Annotated in this window: 14 protein-coding genes; 7 read left to right on the plus strand and 7 right to left on the minus strand. The window is 76.4% G+C overall.

Annotation, left to right across the window (positions count from 1 at the left end):
* Positions 1–212: 212 nt before the first annotated feature.
* Positions 213–437, minus strand: a complete 225-nt coding sequence (locus ACFCZN_RS12800) for a DUF3107 domain-containing protein (protein WP_429762645.1) — start codon at positions 435–437, stop codon at positions 213–215.
* Positions 438–676: 239 nt separating this feature from the next.
* On the opposite strand from ACFCZN_RS12800, the gene ACFCZN_RS12805 reads away from it, so the two are divergent.
* Together ACFCZN_RS12805 and ACFCZN_RS12810 are read left to right on the plus strand one after the other, a co-directional pair.
* Positions 677–4,057, plus strand: a complete 3,381-nt coding sequence (locus ACFCZN_RS12805) for a PD-(D/E)XK nuclease family protein (RefSeq protein WP_430557033.1) — start codon at positions 677–679, stop codon at positions 4,055–4,057.
* Entirely contained in the window at positions 4,054–7,806 is a 3,753-nt protein-coding gene (locus ACFCZN_RS12810) for a UvrD-helicase domain-containing protein (protein ID WP_430557034.1), read from the plus strand. The genes ACFCZN_RS12805 and ACFCZN_RS12810 overlap by 4 nt, the downstream gene beginning before the upstream one ends.
* A gap of 3 nt (positions 7,807–7,809) precedes the next feature.
* Here the strand turns inward: ACFCZN_RS12810 and cynS are convergent, their stop codons facing one another.
* The 3 genes from cynS to ACFCZN_RS12825 all read right to left on the minus strand — a co-directional run bounded on the left by cynS (position 7,810) and on the right by ACFCZN_RS12825 (position 10,262).
* Positions 7,810–8,259, minus strand: a complete 450-nt coding sequence (gene cynS, locus ACFCZN_RS12815; RefSeq protein WP_430557035.1) for a cyanase — start codon at positions 8,257–8,259, stop codon at positions 7,810–7,812.
* A 51-nt stretch (positions 8,260–8,310) separates the two neighbouring features.
* On the minus strand, positions 8,311–9,171 hold the full coding sequence (locus ACFCZN_RS12820; RefSeq protein WP_429762641.1) for a formate/nitrite transporter family protein: 861 nt from the start codon (positions 9,169–9,171) through the stop codon (positions 8,311–8,313).
* 167 nt (positions 9,172–9,338) lie between these two features.
* Positions 9,339–10,262 (minus strand): macrolide 2'-phosphotransferase, encoded by a 924-nt coding sequence (locus ACFCZN_RS12825; RefSeq protein ID WP_429762640.1) that lies wholly within the window; start codon positions 10,260–10,262, stop codon positions 9,339–9,341.
* A 120-nt stretch (positions 10,263–10,382) separates the two neighbouring features.
* On the opposite strand from ACFCZN_RS12825, the gene nudC reads away from it, so the two are divergent.
* Positions 10,383–11,384, plus strand: coding sequence for an NAD(+) diphosphatase (nudC, locus tag ACFCZN_RS12830; RefSeq protein WP_430557036.1), 1,002 nt, complete (start codon positions 10,383–10,385; stop codon positions 11,382–11,384).
* A gap of 19 nt (positions 11,385–11,403) precedes the next feature.
* Here the strand turns inward: nudC and ACFCZN_RS12835 are convergent, their stop codons facing one another.
* Entirely contained in the window at positions 11,404–11,673 is a 270-nt protein-coding gene (locus tag ACFCZN_RS12835; protein ID WP_429762638.1) for a mycoredoxin, read from the minus strand.
* Between the two features lie 73 nt (positions 11,674–11,746).
* Here ACFCZN_RS12835 and ACFCZN_RS12840 point away from each other — a divergent pair, with 73 nt between their 5' ends.
* The 3 genes from ACFCZN_RS12840 (at position 11,747) to ACFCZN_RS12850 (ending at position 15,269) form a co-directional block, all read left to right on the plus strand.
* Positions 11,747–13,783, plus strand: coding sequence for an ATP-dependent DNA helicase UvrD2 (locus ACFCZN_RS12840; protein WP_429762637.1), 2,037 nt, complete (start codon positions 11,747–11,749; stop codon positions 13,781–13,783).
* 109 nt (positions 13,784–13,892) lie between these two features.
* A complete protein-coding gene (locus ACFCZN_RS12845; protein WP_429762636.1) occupies positions 13,893–14,408 on the plus strand; it encodes a hypothetical protein in 516 nt (171 codons plus the stop codon).
* 489 nt (positions 14,409–14,897) lie between these two features.
* Positions 14,898–15,269, plus strand: a complete 372-nt coding sequence (locus ACFCZN_RS12850; RefSeq protein WP_429762635.1) for a WhiB family transcriptional regulator — start codon at positions 14,898–14,900, stop codon at positions 15,267–15,269.
* 130 nt (positions 15,270–15,399) lie between these two features.
* Here ACFCZN_RS12850 and ACFCZN_RS12855 read toward each other — a convergent pair whose 3' ends face one another.
* The gene (locus tag ACFCZN_RS12855) at positions 15,400–16,485 is read right to left on the minus strand and encodes a ThiF family adenylyltransferase (RefSeq protein ID WP_430557037.1); all 1,086 of its coding nucleotides are present in this window, start codon (positions 16,483–16,485) and stop codon (positions 15,400–15,402) included.
* A 144-nt stretch (positions 16,486–16,629) separates the two neighbouring features.
* Here ACFCZN_RS12855 and ACFCZN_RS12860 point away from each other — a divergent pair, with 144 nt between their 5' ends.
* On the plus strand, positions 16,630–17,169 hold the full coding sequence (locus ACFCZN_RS12860) for a SprT-like domain-containing protein (RefSeq protein WP_429762695.1): 540 nt from the start codon (positions 16,630–16,632) through the stop codon (positions 17,167–17,169).
* 69 nt (positions 17,170–17,238) lie between these two features.
* Here ACFCZN_RS12860 and ACFCZN_RS12865 read toward each other — a convergent pair whose 3' ends face one another.
* On the minus strand, positions 17,239–18,711 hold the full coding sequence (locus ACFCZN_RS12865; RefSeq protein ID WP_430557038.1) for a zinc-dependent metalloprotease: 1,473 nt from the start codon (positions 18,709–18,711) through the stop codon (positions 17,239–17,241).
* Between the last annotated feature and the right edge of the window lie 45 nt (positions 18,712–18,756).

An 18,756-nucleotide genomic window follows, 5' to 3' on the forward strand; every position in this document is an offset into this window, starting at 1 on the left:
CTCGCGCCGCACCTCCCGTTGCCCGCGCTGCCCCCCCGCGCGCGGGCGGCCAGCGACGACGGCGGCGCGTCCGCGCAGGCGTGGCTCGTCTCGCGGCTCACCGCCGAGCACACGCGCCGGATGGACCGCCTCGGCCTCGCCGCCTGACGCCGACCGACGCCGCCTGACGCCGACCGACGCCGACCGACGCCGCGCCGACGCCGCGCCGACGGTCAGAGGGCGCCGAAGCCCACCCGGGCCTGCTCGGTGGCGCCCACCTCGACGTAGCCGATCGTGGCGGTCGGCACGAGGATGGTGCGCCCCCGCGAGTCGGTGAGCTCCAGGAGCCCCCCGTCGGCGATCGCGCTGCGCACCGCGGCGGTCACGTCCTCCGCCGTCTGGTCGGTCTCGACGACCAGCTCGCGGGCCAGGTTCTGCACACCGATCGTGATCTCCACGTTGTCTCCTTCGCGAGCCGCGCCGGTCGTGCCGGCGCGTGTCTGTCGGCCGTCTAGCGGCCGTCCGTCGTTCCCGGTCGTCCCGGACGTCTCGTCGATCCTAGCCACGGCCGCGCGCCGCGACCGGCCCGGACGGCGCTTGTCAGCGGAGGGTGAAACTGCTCGTCGCACGGGGCGGGGCGGTCGGGTCGGTCGGGCTGTCGGTGGGGCTGTCGGTGGGGCATGGTCGAATCGGTCCCGTGACGTCAGCTCCCTCCACCGCCGTGCGCCTCGTGGCGCCGGAGCCCGCCGCCGTCGGTAGCGCCGACGTCGTGCTGGACGCCACGCAGGAGGCGGCCGTGGAGAGGGCGCTCGCCGGCGACGTCACGCTCGTGGTCGGCGCGCCGGGCACGGGGCGGACGACGGTCGCGACGGCGGTGGCGGTGCGGGCCATGGCGGGCGGCGAGGGGGTGCGCGGCGTCGATCCGTCGCGCGTGCTGGTGCTCGCGGCGTCGCGCCGGTCGGCCGCACGGCTGCGCGACGAGGTGGCCGCGCGCGCGGGCCGCACGGTCGGGGCCCCGATGGTGCGCACGCCCGCGTCGGCGGCGTTCGCGGTGCTGCGGTCGCGGGCTGCGGCGCACGGTGACGCCGCGCCGACGCTGGTCTCCGGGCCGGAGCAGGACCTGGTGCTGGCCGAGCTGCTCGAGGGGCACCTGTCCGGGGAGGGGACCGACCTCGCGCTGCCGCCGGGGCTGCCCGAGGAGTCGCTCGGCCTGCGCGGGCTGCGGCAGGAGCTGCGCGACCTGCTCATGCGCGCCGCAGAGCGCGGGCTCGGCCCGGTGGACCTCGACGAGCTGGGCCGCCGGCACGACCGCCCCGAGTGGGTGCTCGCCGCGCGGCTCTACGAGGAGTACCTGGACGTCACGACGCTGCGCCTCGGCACGCCGGACGCGGGCGCCCGGTACGACCCGGCGGGCGTGATCGACGAGGCGGCGCACGCCCTCGCGGGCTGGGACGACGAGCTGCCGGACGTGCCGCGCCCGTCCTGGGACCTCGTCGTCGTGGACGACTACCAGGAGGCGACCGTCGCCACGGCGCGGCTGCTGCACGTGCTGCACGACGCCGGGGCCCGGCTCGTGCTGCTGGCCGACCCGGACTCCGCGGTGCAGGGGTTCCGCGGCGCGTCCCCGGGTCTGGTCGGGCGCGCCGCCGCGCCCGCGCGCGCCGGCGTCGTGGGGGCGTTCGACGCGCGCACCGTGGTGCTGGGCACCGCGTGGCGGCAGCCGGAGGGGCTGCGGGAGGTGACGCGGGCCGTGACGTCGCGCATCGCGACCGTCTCCGGCGCCCTGCACCGCGGCGCCGCCCCGCGGCCCGACGACGACGGTCCGGTGGGTGACGGCGGCCCGGACGCGGACGGCGAGGACGGGTCGAGGGCTGCGGCGTCGCCCGGCGCGGGGGACGGGCCCGAGGCCGTGGGGCCGTCGGGCGTGCAGGTCGCGGTGCTCGCCGGGCCGGCCCAGGAGGCCGCGTTCGTGGCGCGGGAGCTGCGCGCGGAGCACCTGCTGCACGGCACGCCGTGGGAGCGGATGGCGGTCGTGGCGCGCAGCGGCGACCGGCTGGCCTCGCTGCGCCGCGACCTGGTCGCGGCGTCGGTGCCGGTGGCGCTGCTCGGCTCGGACCTGCCCCTGCGCGACGAGCCGGCAGCGTCGCCCCTCCTGGCGGCGCTGCGCGTGTGCGCGGCCGGCGGCGGCGTGGACCGGCTGCTCGCGGAGGAGCTCGGGGAGCCCGGCGTGGGCTCCGCCCTCGACGCCGAGACGGCGGCGCTGCTGCTCACGTCCCCGGTGGGCGGGCTCGACGCGGTGGCGCTGCGCCGCCTGCGGCGCGCGCTGCGGGCGGAGGAACTGTCGGGCGGCGGCGGACGGTCGTCGGACGCGCTGCTGGTCGAGGTGCTGGACGACCCGGCGCGCGCGGAGACGCTGCCGACGCCGGTGCGGCGCGGCCCGCACGCCGTCGCGCGGGTGCTGGCCGCGGGCCGGGCGGCGGCGGGCGAGCCGGGCGCCACCGCGCAGACCGTGCTGTGGGCGGTGTGGGCGGCCACCGGGCTCGCGGACCGGTGGCGCGACCAGGCGCTGGCGGGCGGCCCTGCCGGGGCGCGCGCGGACCGCGACCTGGACGCCGTCCTGGCCCTGTTCCGCGCGGCCGAGACGTACGTGGACCGCATGCCCGGCGCCCCGGTCGCCGCCTTCGTCGACTACCTCGCGTCGCAGGACCTGCCCGCCGACTCGCTCGCGGCGTCCGCGGTGGGCGCGCACGCGGTCGAGGCGCTCACCCCGGCGGGCGCGGCGGGGCGCGAGTGGGACGTCGTCGTGGTCGTGGGCGTGCAGGACGGCGTGTGGCCGGACCTGCGGCTGCGCGACTCGCTGCTCGGCTCGCAGGCGCTCGTGGAGCTGCTCGCCGGGCGCTCCGACGACGCGCACGGCATGGGCCCGGAGGCCCGCCGCCAGGTGCTCGCGGACGAGCTGCGGGCGTTCGCGGTCGCGACGTCGCGGGCGCGGCGCCGGCTGGTCGTGACGGCGGTCGAGGACGCCGAGGACGCGCCGTCGGTGTTCCTCGACCTGGTCGAACCGCCCGACGGCGACCGGGCGGGCGCCGAGGGGGCCGACCCGCGCCGCGTGACCGTGGGCCCGCCGCTCGACCTGCGCGGCGTGGTGGCCGAGGCGCGCGCGACGCTCGTCCGTGCGGGCGGCCGTACCGATGACGACGGACCGGTCGACGTGGCCGCCGCGCTGCTCGCCGACCTGGTGGACGCGGGGATCGCCGAGGCCGACCCGCGCACCTGGTACGGCGTGGCCGCGACCTCCAGCGACGCGCCGCTGTGGGGGCCGGACGACGTCGTGACGGTCTCGCCGTCCAAGGTGGAGACCGTGAGCACGTGCGCGCTGAAGTGGGCGTTCGAGTCGGCGGGGGCCACGGCACCCGACGCCACGCACCAGACGCTCGGCACGCTGGTCCACGCGATCGCGGAGGACCTGCCGAAGGCGTCGCTCGGCGAGCTGCGCGCCGAGCTGGACCGGCGCTGGCCGGAGCTCGCGCTGCCCGACGGCTGGCCGTCGCGCCAGCTGCGGAACCGCGCCGAGCAGATGATCGAGCGCCTCGCCGCCTACTACGGGCAGGCGGGCGACCCGCTGCTCGTGGAGCCGGCCTTCGAGCTCACCGTGGGGCGGGCGCGCCTGCGCGGCAAGATCGACCGCGTCGAGGACGCGGGCGACGACGGCGTGACGGTGGCCGACCTCAAGACCGGCCGTAGCGCGCCCGCCCGCGCGAAGGCCACCGAGCACCCGCAGCTCGGCGCGTACCAGCTCGCGGTGTCCGAGGGTGCGCTCGACCTGCCGCCCGGCACGCCCAGCGCGGGGGCGCGGCTCGTGTACGTGGGGACGCCGACCGTGGCGCCGACGCTGCGCGACCAGCCCGCGCTCCAGGTCGGCGAGGACGGGTCGAGCTGGGCGCGGGCGCTGGTGGAGAGCGCCGCCGACACGATGGCGGCGGGCCGCTTCACCGCGCACGAGAACGACCTGTGCCCCATGTGCCCCGTGCGCCGGTCGTGCCCCGTGCAGCCCGAGGGAAGGAATGTGATCGAGTGACCGGCGACGGCACCACCGGCCCGGCCGTTCCCGAGCCGCAGGACGACCGCCCCCACGGCGGTCGCGACGACCTCGCCGGGGCGTTCGCGGACGAGACGTGGGCCGCGCTGGGCGAGCCGGGCCGCGAGGCCGGCCTCGGGTTCCCGGAGCTCGCCGGCGTGGGCCTCGCGTCGCCGGACGCGGTGCTGTTCGACGACGCCGCGCTGCTCGGCGACTCGCTGCTCGGCGGCGCGACGGCGGACGACGGCCCCGGGACGTCCGGGCGCCGCGCTCCCGCGGAGCCGCGGCTGTCCGCCCGCGAGATCGCCGAGCTGCTCGGGCGGCCCTCGCCCACGGACGAGCAGGTCGCCGTCATCGAGGCGCCGCTGGAGCCCGTGCTCGTCGTCGCCGGGGCCGGGTCGGGCAAGACGGAGACGATGGCGGCGCGCGTGGTGTGGCTCATCGCGAACGAGCTCGTGGCGCCCGAGGAGGTGCTCGGGCTGACGTTCACGCGCAAGGCGGCGGCGGAGCTCACCCAGCGGGTGCAGTCCCGTCTCGCGCAGCTCGCCCGCGCGCAGGGCCGCGCGACGTCGGGGCTCGACCTGCTCGCGCGGCCCACCGTCGCGACGTACAACGCGTACGCGGCGTCGCTGGTGGCCGACCACGGGCTGCGGCTCGGCATCGAGCCGGGCTCGCGCCTGCTGGGCGAGGCGAACCAGTGGCAGCTCGCGGCGCAGGTCGTGGAGTCGTGGGCCGACGACCTCGGCACCGACAAGGCGGTGAGCACCGTCACCGGGGCCGTCCTGGCGCTGTCGGGCGAGCTCGGCGAGCACCTGCTGCCCGTGGACGAGGCGCGCGACGCGCTGGCCGACGTCGTCGCCCGCCTGGAGGCGCTGCCGCTCGGCCCACGGCAGAAGAAGCGGACCAAGGAGATCCAGGGGCTGATCGACTCGGTGGCGGAACGCACCCGCCTGCTCGACCTCGTCGCGGAGTACCGGCGTCGCAAGCGTGTCGCGGACTCGCTGGACTTCGGCGACCAGATCGCGTTCGCGGCCGAGCTCGCGCGGTCGGTGCCGGCGGTCGGGGCCACGGAGCGCTCCCGCTTCCCGGTCGTGCTGCTCGACGAGTACCAGGACACGTCGTACGCCCAGGTCGAGCTGCTCGCCGGGCTGTTCGGCGGCGGGCACGCCGTGACCGCGGTGGGCGACCCGCACCAGTCGATCTACGGCTGGCGGGGCGCCTCGGCGTCGGGGCTGGCCCGCTTCGGCGAGCGGTTCCGCACGCGCGGGGGAGCGCCGGCCGCCGTGCGCTACCTGAGCACGTCGTGGCGCAACGACGCGGCCGTGCTCGCGGCCGCGAACGTCGCCGCGGCGCCGCTGCGCGAGCGCGCGCGGCACACCGGCACGGGCGTCGACGTCCCGCCGCTCGACCTGCGGCCCGGCGCGGGGACGGGCGTCGTGCGCGCGCACGTCGCCGCCACGAGCGAGGAGGAGGCGGAGGCGGCCGCGGAGTTCGTCGCGGCGCGCTGGCGCCGCGCGACCCGCCGGGACGGCTCCGACCGGGTGACGGCCGCCGTGCTGTGCCGGGCGCGGTCGCAGTTCGCGGCGGTCGAGGTCGCGCTGCGCCGCCGCGGGCTGCCGGTCGAGGTCGTGGGCCTGGGCGGGCTGCTGTCCACGCCGGAGGTGGTGGACGTCGTCGCGCTGCTCGAGGCCGTGCACGACCCGTCGCGCGGCGACTCGCTGCTGCGGCTCCTCACCGGGCCGCGGGTCAACCTCGGCGCCGCGGACCTGCACGCCCTCGGCTCGTGGGCGTCGGACCTGGCCCGCGCCGACGGCGCACGGCCGGGCGACCGCACCGCGGCACGGGACGAGGTGCCGGAGGGGGAGGACGGCGACGCCCCCGTCGTCGTCGAGGGCGACGTCGTGGACCACCGCTCGATCGTCGACGCGCTCGACGACCTGCCGGCGCCGGGCCGCCCCGCCCGCGACGGCCGCGTCCTGTCCGCCGCGGGCCACGGCCGGCTGGCCGCCCTCGCCCGGCTGCTGCGCGAGCTGCGGGGCCTCACCTACCTCTCGCTGCCCGAGCTGGTGGTGGCGGCCGAGCGCGCGCTCGGGCTCGACGTCGAGGTCGCCACGGCGCAGGTGCTCGCGGACACGCTCACCCCGGTGACCGGCCCCGGGGGCGGCGGAGCCACCGCGGGGGTGAGCCTGCGCGGGCGCGAGCACCTCGACGCGTTCCGCGACGTCGCCGCGAGCTTCGCGCAGTCGGCCGACGTCGCGACGCTCGGCGCGTTCCTCGCGTGGCTCGGCGTGGCCGGCGACCAGGAGCGCGGGCTCGACATGCCGGTCCGCGAGCCCGACCCCGACGCCGTGCAGGTCATCACCGCGCACGCCGCGAAGGGGCTGGAGTGGGACGTGGTGGCGGTGCCGGGGCTGGTGGACGGCGTGTTCCCGAGCCAGGCGGAGTCGGCGCAGGGGCGCCTGGACAGCGGCTGGCTCACCGACGTCTCCGCGCTGCCGTACCACCTGCGCGGCGACGCCCCGGACCTGCCCGAGTTCACCTGGGCTGAGGCGGCCGATACCAAGGACCTCGCCGCCCGGCGCGACCAGTTCCGCGCGGACAGCGGCACGCACCGGCTCGCCGAGGAGCGGCGGCTCGCCTACGTCGCGTTCACGCGCGCCCGCCGCGAGCTGTTCCTCACCGCGCACTGGTGGGGCACGGGCAGCACGCCGCGGCGCGTCTCGCCGTTCCTCGCGGAGCTCGTCGAGGCCGGGGTGGTCGACGCGGGCGGCTGGGCCGACCAGCCCGACCCGGCGACGGGCAACCCTCGCGACGCCGTGGAGCACGCCGCGCCCTGGCCCGCGCCGGAGCAGGCCGCCGGGTCGGGAGCGGCGGACGACGCCGAGCCCGACCCTGCGGCCGGAGCACCGCCCGGGCCCGTCGACGCCGAAGGCCCGACGCCGCGCGACGTCCTGCGGGCGTCGGCGGCCCGGGTCGACGCGGCGCGCGCCGACCTCGCGAGAGCCGAGGGCGAGGGCGTCGCGACCGGCGTGCTGCGCGACGCGGCGGGGCGCGACCTGGTGCTGCTGGCCCGCACGCTGCTCGTGGAGCGCGGGGAGCGGGGGGCGCGGCAGGTCGAGATGCCGGCGCACGTGTCGGCGTCGGGCCTGGTCCGGCTCGCCGGGGACCGCGACGGCTTCGCTCTCCAGCTGCGCCGGCCGGTGCCGCAGGAGCCCACGGTGCACGCCCGCCGCGGCACGCACTTCCACGAGTGGGTGGAGCGGTTCTTCACCTCGTCGTCCCTGGTCGACGTCGACGACCTGCCGGGCGCCGAGGACGGCGAGATCGCACCGGACGTCGATCTGGAGACGCTGCGGCAGCGCTTCACGGAGTCCGTGTGGGCGTCCCGCACCCCGCTCGCTGTCGAGGTCGACGTCGAGACCCCGGTGGGCGGCGTCATGCTGCGCAGCCGGATCGACGCCGTCTTCCCCGACGACGACGCGCCGCCCCCCGCGGAGGGCGAGCCGCCGGCCGTCGTCGTCGTGGACTGGAAGACCGGGCACGAGCCCCGCGACGCGGGCGCACGCTCCGCCCGCGAGGTGCAGCTCGCGGTCTACCGGCTCGCCTGGTCCCGCTACACCGGGCTGCCGCTCGACAAGGTCTCCGCCGCGTTCGTCTACGTCTCCAGCGGCACGACCGTCCGCCCCCGACGCCTGCTCGACGAGGCCGAGCTGGAGGCGCTGGTGCGGGGCGCGCCGCACCAGCGGTAGGGCTCACCAGCGGTAGTCGAGGAACTTCCCGTCGAGGGTCACCACCACCCGGTCGCCGTCCGGGTGGGCGCGCCGGGCGATGTCGACCTGGAAGTTGATCGCCGACATGATCCCGTCGCCGAACTCCTCGTGGATGAGCTCCTTGAGCGCCGGCCCGTACACGGCCAGCGCCTCGGTGAAGCGGTAGATCGTCGGGTCGGTGAGCACGGCCTCGTCGCGCACGCGGTAGGGCTGCAGCCGCAGGGCCTCGGCGACGTCCTCGCCCAGGCCGAGCAGCGTGCACGCCGCGGAGGCCTGGTCCGCCGTCATCGGGTGGTTGCCGAGCAGGGCGGCCGTCGTCCAGACGACCGGGGCGCCGACCTTGTCGGCGATCTCCTGCCAGGTGAGGCCGGAGCGGAGGCGGGCGGTGACGACCTGCTCGGCCGCGGCGGCCTTGGTCATGATCGGGTCCACGGGTGTCCTTCGTTCGGGGGTTTGCTGTCTGACGGCGGCGGGGGCGGCGGCTCAGCCGACCGGCGTGGCCACGCGCTCCTCGGCGACGGTCTCGACCGGCGCGGGACGACGGCGCTCGGGCCGGGTGCGGTAGTGCGTGAGGTACAGGGGCAGCCCGACGAACGTCAGGCCGCCGACGAGGTTGCCGAGCACGGTCGGGATCTCGTTCCAGACCAGGTAGTCCATGACGGTGAAGTCGCCGCCGAGCAGCAGGCCCGAGGGGAACAGGAACATGTTCACCACGGAGTGCTCGAAGCCCATGTAGAAGAACAGGAACACCGGCATCCACATCACGACGGCCTTGCTGATCGTGTCCTTCGACATGAGGAACGCGACGACGCCGGTGGAGACCATCCAGTTGCACAGCACGCCGCGCACGAACAGCGTGAGCATCCCGGCCGCGCCGTGGTCGGCGTACCCGACGGTGCGCCCCTCGCCGATGTGCCCGATGGCCTGCCCGATCTCGTTGGGCGGCGTGGAGAACCCGTACGTGAAGGTGATCGCCATGAGCACGGCCACGGTGAACGCGCCGGCGAAGTTGCCGCAGAACACGAGGCCCCAGTTGCGCCACATACCGGCCCAGGTGGCGCCCGGGCGGCGGGCGATGACGGCGAACGGCACCAGCGTGAAGACGCCGGTGAGCAGGTCGAAGCCCATCAGGTAGAGCATGATGAAGCCGATCGGGAAGAAGGCCGCCCCGAGCAGCGGGTTCCCGGTGTTCGTCGAGATGGTCACGGCCATCGCGGCGGCCAGGGCGAGGATGGCCCCGCCCATGAACGAGCGGATGAGCGTGTCCCGGGTGGACATGAACAGCTTCTTCTCGCCGGTGGCGATCATCTGCGAGACGAAGTCCTGCGGCATCACGTACGACATGGCGGACCCTTCGGCGGGAGTGGAGGCGCTGGTGTGCCGCCGAGTCTCGTCGCCGCAGGTTGTGGCCACGTCGCCGTGGTGTTGAGGTCGTGTTTCGGCCCGTCCCGAAGTGGTGAGCCCGCGGTTTCCGCGACCTCGCACCGGCGCGCGCGGGCCGGTGAGGCCGGTCAGGCGGGGGCGTCCTCGCGGGTGGCCTCGTCGAGGTCGGCGAGCATGGCCTCGGCGTCGGCGACGACGTCGCCCAGGCCGCGGCGGACGCCGTGCAGCAGCCAGCGGGCCAGCGCCAGCTCGCCCACGAGCAGCGCGCGGTCGACGAGGCGCGCGTCGTGCAGCTCGGTGCGGCGCAGCTGGTAGGCCTCCATGATCGAGTCGACCGCGTCCGGCGGGGCGGCGACGAGCAGCCAGGCGAGGTCGTCGGCCGGGTCGGCCACGCGGGCGTCGGACCAGCCGCTGATGGCGGTGACCCGCCCACCGGTGACGAGCATCTGGTCGGTGGCGAGGTCCCCGTGCACGACGACGGGCTGGAAGCGCCAGAGGGCCACGTCCTCGAGCGCGGCCTCCCAGCGGCGCAGCAGCGTGGGCGGCACCTTGCCGGTCGCGGCGGCCTCGTCGAGCTCGACCAGGCGGCGCTCGCGGTACTCGGCCGCGGTGTACGACGGGAGCCCGCACGACTCGACGACGGACGCGGGCAGCTCGTGCACCGCGGCGAGGGTGCGGCCGAGGTCGGCGGCGAGGCCGGGGCCGGGCCGCAGGGCCTCGAGGTCGAGCGCGGTGCCCGTCACGTGCCGGTGCACGACGGCGCGCCCGCCCTCGGGCAGCAGCGCGAAGCCGGCCACCTGCGGCACGGTGAAGGGCAGCACGCCGGCGTCGACGTACAGGTGCAGCGCCTCGAGCAGCTCGGTCTCGGCCTCGAGGGCGGCGCCGGCCATGGTGGTGCGGGGCGCGCGCACGAGCCAGTCGACGCCGTCGTCGGCCGTGACGACGGCGACGTCGTAGTCGCCCGGGAGCTCCTCGGGGCGGACCGAGCGGGCGTCCAGGCCCGGGACGGCGGCCGTCGCGAGGGCGGCGAGGGCGAGCGGACTGCGTGGCACCCGCCCACCGTAGACGCTGCCGGGGTCCGCCCGGGAGCACCGCGGCGCGCGTGTCCGCCGTCGTCCCACCGTCCTCACGCCGTGCGCCCGGGGCCCCGCCGCCGCGGGTACGGTCGAGGCGTGACGGCCCCCTCTGCGATCCCCGACCTCTCCTTCACGCACGCCACCCACGACCGGGCGGCCGAGCGCCGCGCCGAGCCGGGGCTGCCGGCCCGGCTGCTGGGCGACCCCGCCACCCGGGTCGTGCTGGTGCTGCGCGGCCGCGTCGCCGTCGACGCCGCGGGCGACCTGCTCCTCGTCGACGTCGCGGCGGTCGACGGGCTCCCGGCCGAGCCCGAGCGAGCCGACCGGCCCGACGCGCACGTGCCCGGGCACCGCTGGCTGTTCCTCGGCGAGCAGGACGGCGCGGGGCTGCTGGGCCTCGTGCTGCCCGACGAGGCGGACGCCGACGCCGTGGGGATCGAGGGCGTCTCCCCGGCCGCGCCCGCCTCGCGGCTGGCGCGCGAGCACGCGTGGGCCGGGCTGCGCGAGGTGGGCGGGCGGCGTGGTGACGCGCTCGCCGCGGAGGCGGTGGCCCTGGCCGCGTGGCACGCGTCGCACGAGCGCTGCCCGCGGTGCGGCGAGCCGACCGTCGTCGAGCAGGCCGGTTGGGTGCGCCGCTGCGTGGCGCAGGACGTCGAGGTCTACCCGCGCACCGACCCGGCGGTGATCATGGCGGTCGTCGACGACGCCGACCGGCTGCTGCTGGGGCACGCCGCGCACTGGCCGGAGGGCCGCTACTCGACGCTCGCCGGCTACGTGGAGCCGGGGGAGGGTCTGGAGCAGGCGGTGCGCCGGGAGGTCGCCGAGGAGACGTCGGTCGTGATCGGCGACGCGCCCGGCGACGTCGTCTACCGCGGCAGCCAGCCGTGGCCGTTCCCCGCGTCGCTCATGCTCGGGTTCCGGGCGCGGGCCGTGGCGACCGACGTCGAGGTGGACGGCGCGGAGGTGACCGCGGCGCGCTGGTTCACCCGCGAGGAGCTGGCCGCGGGCGTGGCTGCGGGCGAGGTGGGCCTGCCGGGCCGGCCGTCGATCGCCCGCGCCCTCGTGGAGGAGTGGTACGGGAAGGAGCTGCCCGGCTGACGCGGCCTCCGACGGCGGGTCAGGCGGTCAGGCGCGCCTTCACGTCGAGCAGCGACGGGTTGGTCGCTGCGGTGCCGTCGGGGAAGACGACGGTCGGGACGGTGCGGTTGCCGTCGTTGACCTGCTCCACGAACTCCGCCGTCCCCGGCTGCTCCTCGATGTCGACCACCGTGTACCCGATGCCCTCGGAGTCGAGCTGGGTGCGCAGCCGCCGGCAGTACCCGCACCACGCGGTCGAGTACATGGTGACGGTGCCCGGGGCGGGGAGCTGCGGCGTGACGACGGTCATCGGGATCCTCCTGTGACGGCGGCTGGGGACGACGGGAGCGGGGTGTCGGCGACGGCTGCGAGAATCGCAGACGATGCCGACCACCACCAACTCCCCGAGCGCCCCGCTTCATCCCGACGCGATCCTCGACGCCCTCGACCCCGAGCAGCGCGACGTGGCGCTGGCCCTGACGGGGCCGGTGTGCGTGCTCGCGGGCGCGGGCACGGGCAAGACGCGCGCGATCACGCACCGCATCGCCTACGGCGTGCGGAATGGCACCTACAAGCCGACGTCGGTGCTCGCGGTGACGTTCACCGCCCGGGCGGCGGGGGAGATGCGCACCCGGCTCCGCGACCTGGGGGTGGTGGGCGTGCAGGCGCGCACCTTCCACGCGGCGGCGCTGCGTCAGCTCGGCTACTTCTGGCCACGCGTCGTGGGCGGCGCGCCGCCGCGGATCCTCGAGCACAAGGCGCCCGCGGTCGCCGAGGCCGCCCGCCGCGTCGGCGTCAGCGTCGACCGGGTCGCCGTGCGCGACCTGTCCTCCGAGGTGGAGTGGGCCAAGGTGTCGCTCGTCACGGCGGAGGACTACGTGAAGGCGGCCCAGGTCGACGACCGCCCGGCGCCGTCGGGCTACGACCACCAGACGGTCGCCCGCCTCATCACGGCGTACGAGGACGTCAAGACCGAGCGCGGCGTCATCGACTTCGAGGACGTCCTGCTCATGCTCGCCGACATGCTGAACTCCCACCGGCAGGTGGCCGACGAGGTGCGCTCGCAGTACCGCCACTTCGTCGTCGACGAGTACCAGGACGTCTCGCCGCTGCAGCAGTTCCTGCTCGACCAGTGGCTCGGGGACCGCAAGGAGCTCTGCGTGGTGGGCGACCCCTCGCAGACCATCTACTCCTTCACGGGCGCGACGCCGCACTACCTGCTCGACTTCACGCGGACCTACTCCGAGGCCCAGGTGGTCCGGCTGGTGCGCGACTACCGCTCCACGCCGCAGGTCGTGCACCTCGCGAACCAGGTGCTGCGCCGCGGCCGGGTCCCCGGGGCGCTGGAGCTGGTGGCGCAGCGCCCGGCGGGTCCGCCCGCGAGCTTCACGGCCTACGACGACGACGACGCGGAGGCCACGGGGATCGCGGCCCGCGCGGGCCGGCTGATCGCGTCGGGCGTGCGGCCCAGCGAGATCGCGGTGCTCTACCGCACCAACGCGCAGTCGGCGGCGTTCGAGTCGGCGCTCGCGGACGCCGGGATCAGCTATCTCGTCCGCGGGGGCGAGCGGTTCTTCCAGCGCAAGGAGGTGCGCGACGCGATCGTCCTGCTGCGCGGCGCGGCCCGGTCCGCCGACCCGGACCAGCCGATGCCCGAGCAGGTGCGCGACGTGCTCACCACCGCCGGCTGGACGGAGCAGCCGCCCGCCGCGCGGGGCGCCGCGCGCGAGCGGTGGGAGGCGATGCAGGCGCTCGTCGGGCTGGCCGACGACGTCGCGGCCGCCGCCCCGCAGGACGCGCCGGCCACGATGGCCACCCTCGTCGGCGAGCTGGAGGAGCGGGCCTCGGCGCAGCACGCACCCACCGTCGAGGGCGTCACGCTGGCGTCGCTGCACGCGGCGAAGGGGCTCGAGTGGGACGCCGTGTTCCTCGCGGGGGTGAGCGAGGGGCTCATGCCGATCTCGCTCGCGGAGACGGACGAGGCGGTCGCCGAGGAGCGCCGCCTCCTGTACGTGGGGATCACCCGCGCCCGCGAGCACCTGGAGCTGTCGTTCGCGCGGTCCCGCAACCCGGGCGGCCGGGCCACGCGCAAGCGCACCCGCTTCCTCGACGGGCTGTGGCCGGACGACCCGTCGGACCGGCGTGGCCGCGGGCGGGCGGTGCGCGGCCAGGCGCGCCAGCTGCTCACGGGGGAGCACGACGTCGCCCTGTTCGACGCGCTGCGCGAGTGGCGGCTGTCGGTGGCCCGCGAGACGGACAAGCCGGCGTTCACGGTGCTGGGCGACGCCACGCTGGCCGCCATCGCGGAGCTCAAGCCGACGTCGGTGGCGCAGCTCGCGCGTGTGAACGGCGTGGGCCCGGCGAAGATCGACCGGTACGGGCCGACGATCCTCGCGATCGTGGCGGAGCAGGCCGGCTGAGCACGTACGGCATAACCCGTATTTGTGAGCGGACCTGCCGAAAGGTCTTGTAGGCAGGTCGCAGGGCTGCCAGATTGTCGGGGTCCGTCCCCGACGAGAGGTGTCCTCCATGTTCCCGGCACGGTTCCCGCCCCACCGTTCCCGGTGCCCCCGTCCCGACGGCCGTCGTACCCGCACGGCGCTGACGGCGGGCGCCGGCGTCGTCCTGGCCGTCCTGCTGGCGGCCTGCTCCGCCGGCGGCGGCGAGCCGGGTGACGGTAACGGCCCGCGTGGCGGCGGCGACCACGCCGACCACGGCGGATCTCAGGGGACCTCGGAGGGTCACGCCGCGCACGTGATGCCCGAGGGCTTCACCGAGGCCCTCGAACGGGTCACGACCGACCGGGGGACCGAGATCCTCGAGGACGGGCTGATCACCAGGGCCGAGGTGCAGGACCTGCAGCAGGTCCAGGTGGACTGCCTCGTCGACGAGGGCTTCGACGCGAGCCGCGGGGACGGCGGGCTGCAGGTCCGGGCGGTCCCGGACGGCCTCGACGACGCGGGCGTCGCGGCCGCCGTGGAGGGCTGCCTGGGTGACCTGAAGGTCATCGGCCCGCTGGAGGCGGCGACCTCCTCGGGGGCCTGAACGGGTGCCCGAAAAAACTCGTCGAAGAAAATCTCGAAAAAGATGTGGCGGCCTGGGCGGGGCCGTCTATGCTCGGAGAGTCCCAGACGGAGTGGCGTCTGCCGAGAGGCGGAGGTCCGAGAGCAGTGAGGAGGTGGGTGCACAAGATGGACACGATGACTCAGATCGTGATGGCGACCGCGTCTGCCGGCGCGCCCGGGTACACGTCTGCCCGTGGCGAGCTTGACGCCGTTCGTCCGTTCCGCGCGCGTCAGCACGGAGCAGGCAACGCCGATCTCCACATCGCACCCGACTCCGCCTCCTGGAGACATCCGGTCTAGAACCGGATCCAGGCCGCGGAGTCCCCCCGGGACCCGCGGCCTTCGTCTTTCCGCTCAGGGAAGAAGACCTCACCAGGTCGTTCGAGCCGGACCTCTGACTCCAGAGGTCCACCCGCAGGTCCTGAACACCGACGTTCACATCAACACTCAGGACCTGACGGAGGAACTCGTGCGTCTCGCACAGCTGTTGGACGAGCGGCTGCTCGACACGATCCCCCAGGGCGGAAACGGCCCCTGGACCCCGCATCAACCCCTCACCCAGAGCCCGGCCGAGGTGGCCGAGCTCGACCGCCAGTTCGCGGCGCTGCTGCCGTGCCGTACCAACGACCCGGAGCTCTGGTTCGCCGAGCACACCACCCAGGTCGAGGAGGCCAAGGCGCTGTGCCGTGGCTGCCCGCTGCAGGCCGGCTGCCTCGCCGGTGCCCTCGAGCGGCAGGAGCCCTGGGGCGTCTGGGGTGGTGAGGTCTTCGTCGACGGCAAGGTCGTGGCCCGCAAGCGCGGTCGCGGCCGGCCCCGGAAGTCGGAGACCGTCGCAGCATGACCGCGCAGTGCGCCCGGGACCCCCGGCGTGCTGACCAGGCAGGAACCATCACAGGCCTCCGGCGAGACCTCGGGGAGCGCGCCCGCACCACGTGCGGCCGGCTCTCCGCGGTCTCGCCCGGGGCCTGTCCTCATTCCGGCAGGCGGGTGCACCCGCAGTCCGGGTGCGGCGCGACGTCCCGCGCCCGCGGTACCGCCTCGGGCAGCGCGACCTCGAGGCTGCGCCCCACGGTCGCGGGCATCGCGCCGTCGAGCAGCGCGAGCACCTGCCCGGCCGCGAGCGCCGCGGCCGTCGCCGCCAGCATGGTCTCGTGGGCGACGTCGTCGTCCGGGCGGAGCGCGAGGTCCGCGGCGACGAAGGGCCAGCGCCGGTCCGCGTCGGCGGCGTGACGGTCGCAGCACCCCACGCACGGCGAGCGGCCCGGCAGCACGAGCGGGCCGACCACCACGTCGGCCTCCCGCACCACGACCGGGAGGTGGGGGACCCCGGCGCCGAGCAGCCGCTCGTAGCGCTCTGGGCGCGCGGCGTGACCCTCCACCACCACGACGGCGTCCGGCAGGCGGGGCTCGCCGGCCGCCGTGACCGGCAGCGCGCTGCCGACGCGCAGGCGCGGGTGCGCGGACGCGAGCCGAGCGGCGGCGGACTGCTCCCGCGGGCGACCGACGTCGCCGGGTGCGTGGCCCCCGAGCCCCAGGTCGCCCACCTGGACGGGTACGCGGTCGTCGAGCACGAGGGTGCCGACGCCGGCGCCCGCGAGGAGGCCGGCCAGGGCGGTGCCGGTCCGGCCGAGGCCGCGCACCCCGACGACGCGGGCGCCGCGGACGGCGAGCGTGGCCGTGCCCGCACCGTCGGGGCGCAGCGCGCCCAGCACGGTGGCGTCCGGGGTCCAGCCCGGCGCCGCGTCCGCGGCCTCGAGCGGCCGGTCCGGGGCGGCGCGGACGAGGAACCCTCCGTCGGCCAGCGCGCGCACGATCTGCTCCTGGCGCTCGGGGCTCACGCCCCAGTGCCGCGCGCCGCGGGCCAGGGAGCGGTGCCGCCGCGCGCCGGCGTCGCGCAGCCACCGCGCCTCGTGGTCGTCCAGCCCGGACAGGACGAGGCTCCAGCGAGGGTCCGTCCCGAGCTGGACCTCGCCGGCTCCGTGGTCGAGGACCGGGGTCGCCGGGCGCAGCGTGAGGAGGGGCCCCGCCGAGGTGGTCGGGCTGTCGGCGTCTGCCATGCGGTCACCCTGGCACGCACGTCGGAGGCCGGCCGGGCGTCGTCCACAAGCCCGACGCCCGGGCCTCGTGGCCGCCCGGTTCGTGTGTTGTGACACACAAAGTTCACGATTCCCCGGTACCGTCGTGCCGTGGCCCACGACACGATGATGACGTCGGTGGAGGTCCGGCGCAGTCGCCGGCGGACCGCCACGGTCAGCGCGTACCGCGACGGCGAGCGCACCGTCGTGGCCATTCCCGCGCGCTTCTCTCGTGCCCAGGAGCGTGAATGGGTGGCGAAGATGCTCGCGCGGCTCGAGGACAAGGAGCGTCGTCGGCGCCCGTCCGACGCCGAGCTCGTCCAGCGGGCCAGGGAGCTCTCCGAGCGGTACCTGGACGGTCGTGCCCACCCGACCAGCGTGTCCTGGTCGCCCCACCAGGGCCGACGCTGGGGGTCGTGCACGCTGGTCGACGGCTCGATCCGGATCTCCACGCGCGTGCAGGGGATGCCCGAGTGGGTGCTCGACTACGTGCTGCTGCACGAGCTGGCGCACCTGCTGCACGCGGGGCACGGCGCCGCTTTCTGGCAGCTGCTCGAGGGCTACCCGCGCACCGACCGCGCGCGGGGGTTCCTCGAGGGCGTCTCCTTCGTCCAGGACGACGGCGGCGCGCAGCCCGGGCCCTCCGGCGGCGACACCGCCGGCTGAGCCTGCCGGCCGTCGAGCCTGTCGGAACGAGCCCCGCGCGACGGTCCCGACAGGCCGACCGGCGACAGGTCAGGAGCTCGGGGAGTCCCCGTCCTCGGCGTCGCCGTCCTTCGCCGAGCGGTCCGCGGCGTCCAGGATCTGCGCCAGCGCCGCGTCGACGTCGGACTGCTCCTCCGCCTGCTCCTGACGGCGCGTGAAGTAGCCGGCGGGGTCGTCGAGGTCCGCGGTGCCGGGCAGCAGGTCCGGGTGCTCCCAGACGGCGTCGCGGGCCTGCGGGCCGCCCTCGGCGAGGACGTGCGCGAAGAGCGCGGTGGCGTCGCGTGAGCGCCGCGGGCGCAGCTCGAGCCCGACCAGCGTGGCGAAGGTGTGCTCCGCGGGGCCGCCGGCCGCGCGGCGGCGGCGGATCATCTCGCGCAGCGGGTAGGTGTGCGGCAGGTGGGGGAGGGCCGCGGTGGCGGCGACCTCCGTGACCCAGCCCTCGACGAGCGCGAGCGCGGTCTCGAGGCGCAGCAGCGTGGCCTCCTGCTCGGGGGTGTGCTGCAGCCCGAACACGCCGCCGGTCAGCGCGCCGCGCAGCGCCTCGGGGTCGCTGGGGTCGATGTCGCGCACCTGCTGCTCGAGCACGTCCAGGTCGATGGTGATGCCGCGCGCGTACTGCTCGACGAGGCCGTGCAGGTGCGCCGCGAGCCAGGGGACGTGCGTGAACAGCCGGGCGTGCGCGGCCTCGCGCAGCGCGAGGAAGTGGCGCACCTCCTCCAGCGGCGCGTCGAGCCCGTCGGCGAACGCCGTGACGTTGGTCGGCAGCAGCACGGTGGCGGGCTCGGACAGGAGCGGGACGCCGACGTCGGTCGCGCCGAACACCTCCCGCGACAGGGTCCCCGCGGCCTGCCCCACCTGCATGCCGAACACGGCCGACCCGAGCCGGCGCATCATCTGGGCGGGGTCGAACGCGCCGCCGCCCAGGGCGCCGGCGGGCAGGCCCGCGAGACCCGGCATGTCCAGCGCGTCGTCTCCGAGCTCCCCGGGGAGCTGGTCGCGCAGCACGGTGGCGAGGGCGTCGGCGACGGACGTCGCGACGGGTGCCACCAGCCGGTTCCAGGCGGGCAGTGTGGCCTCGACCCACTCCGAGCGGCTCCACGCGTGCGCGCGACCGCCGGCGGGCGGCAGGTCGGTCACGGCGTCGAGCCACAGCTCCGCCACGCCGAGGGCGTCGGTCGCGGCCTTGGCCTGGCCGCCCGTGAGCGACGGGTCGCCCTCGGCGACGGCGACCTGCCGGGCGATGTCGTGCGCGACGTCGGTGTTCACCGGGCCGTCCCCGGACGCGGACAGCAGCCGCTGCACCTGGGCGAGGACGTGCTGCATGGTCGCCGGGTCCGGGGTGCCGGCGCCGGGCATTCCCGCGAGCGCGGCCGGGTCGATGCCCTGCGCGCGCATCTGGGCGAGGACCTCGTCGGTGCGGTCGCCGAAGAAGCCCTCCAGCATCGAGCGCAGCATGCGCTCGCGCTCCTCGGCACCCTCGGGGTCGTCGGGAAGGTTGCTCATGCGCGGGGCTCCTCGGCTGTGCGGTGGAGGGACGTCGGGCGACGG

The sequence above is a fragment of the Isoptericola sp. NPDC056134 genome, assembly GCF_042264825.1.
GTDB classification, from domain to species: domain Bacteria; phylum Actinomycetota; class Actinomycetes; order Actinomycetales; family Cellulomonadaceae; genus Isoptericola; species Isoptericola nanjingensis.

What these genes read in the sequence shown, in the direction of transcription:
- ACFCZN_RS12820 (WP_429762641.1), bottom strand. Translation starts at nt 9,171, where the DNA reads ATGTCGTACGTGATGCCGCAGGACTTCGTCTCGCAGATGATCGCCACC.
- ACFCZN_RS12835 (WP_429762638.1), bottom strand. Translation starts at nt 11,673, where the DNA reads ATGACCGTCGTCACGCCGCAGCTCCCCGCCCCGGGCACCGTCACCATG.
- ACFCZN_RS12840 (WP_429762637.1), top strand. Translation starts at nt 11,747, where the DNA reads ATGCCGACCACCACCAACTCCCCGAGCGCCCCGCTTCATCCCGACGCG.
- ACFCZN_RS12845 (WP_429762636.1), top strand. Translation starts at nt 13,893, where the DNA reads ATGTTCCCGGCACGGTTCCCGCCCCACCGTTCCCGGTGCCCCCGTCCC.
- ACFCZN_RS12855 (WP_430557037.1), bottom strand. Translation starts at nt 16,485, where the DNA reads ATGGCAGACGCCGACAGCCCGACCACCTCGGCGGGGCCCCTCCTCACG.
- ACFCZN_RS12860 (WP_429762695.1), top strand. Translation starts at nt 16,630, where the DNA reads ATGATGACGTCGGTGGAGGTCCGGCGCAGTCGCCGGCGGACCGCCACG.
- ACFCZN_RS12865 (WP_430557038.1), bottom strand. Translation starts at nt 18,711, where the DNA reads ATGAGCAACCTTCCCGACGACCCCGAGGGTGCCGAGGAGCGCGAGCGC.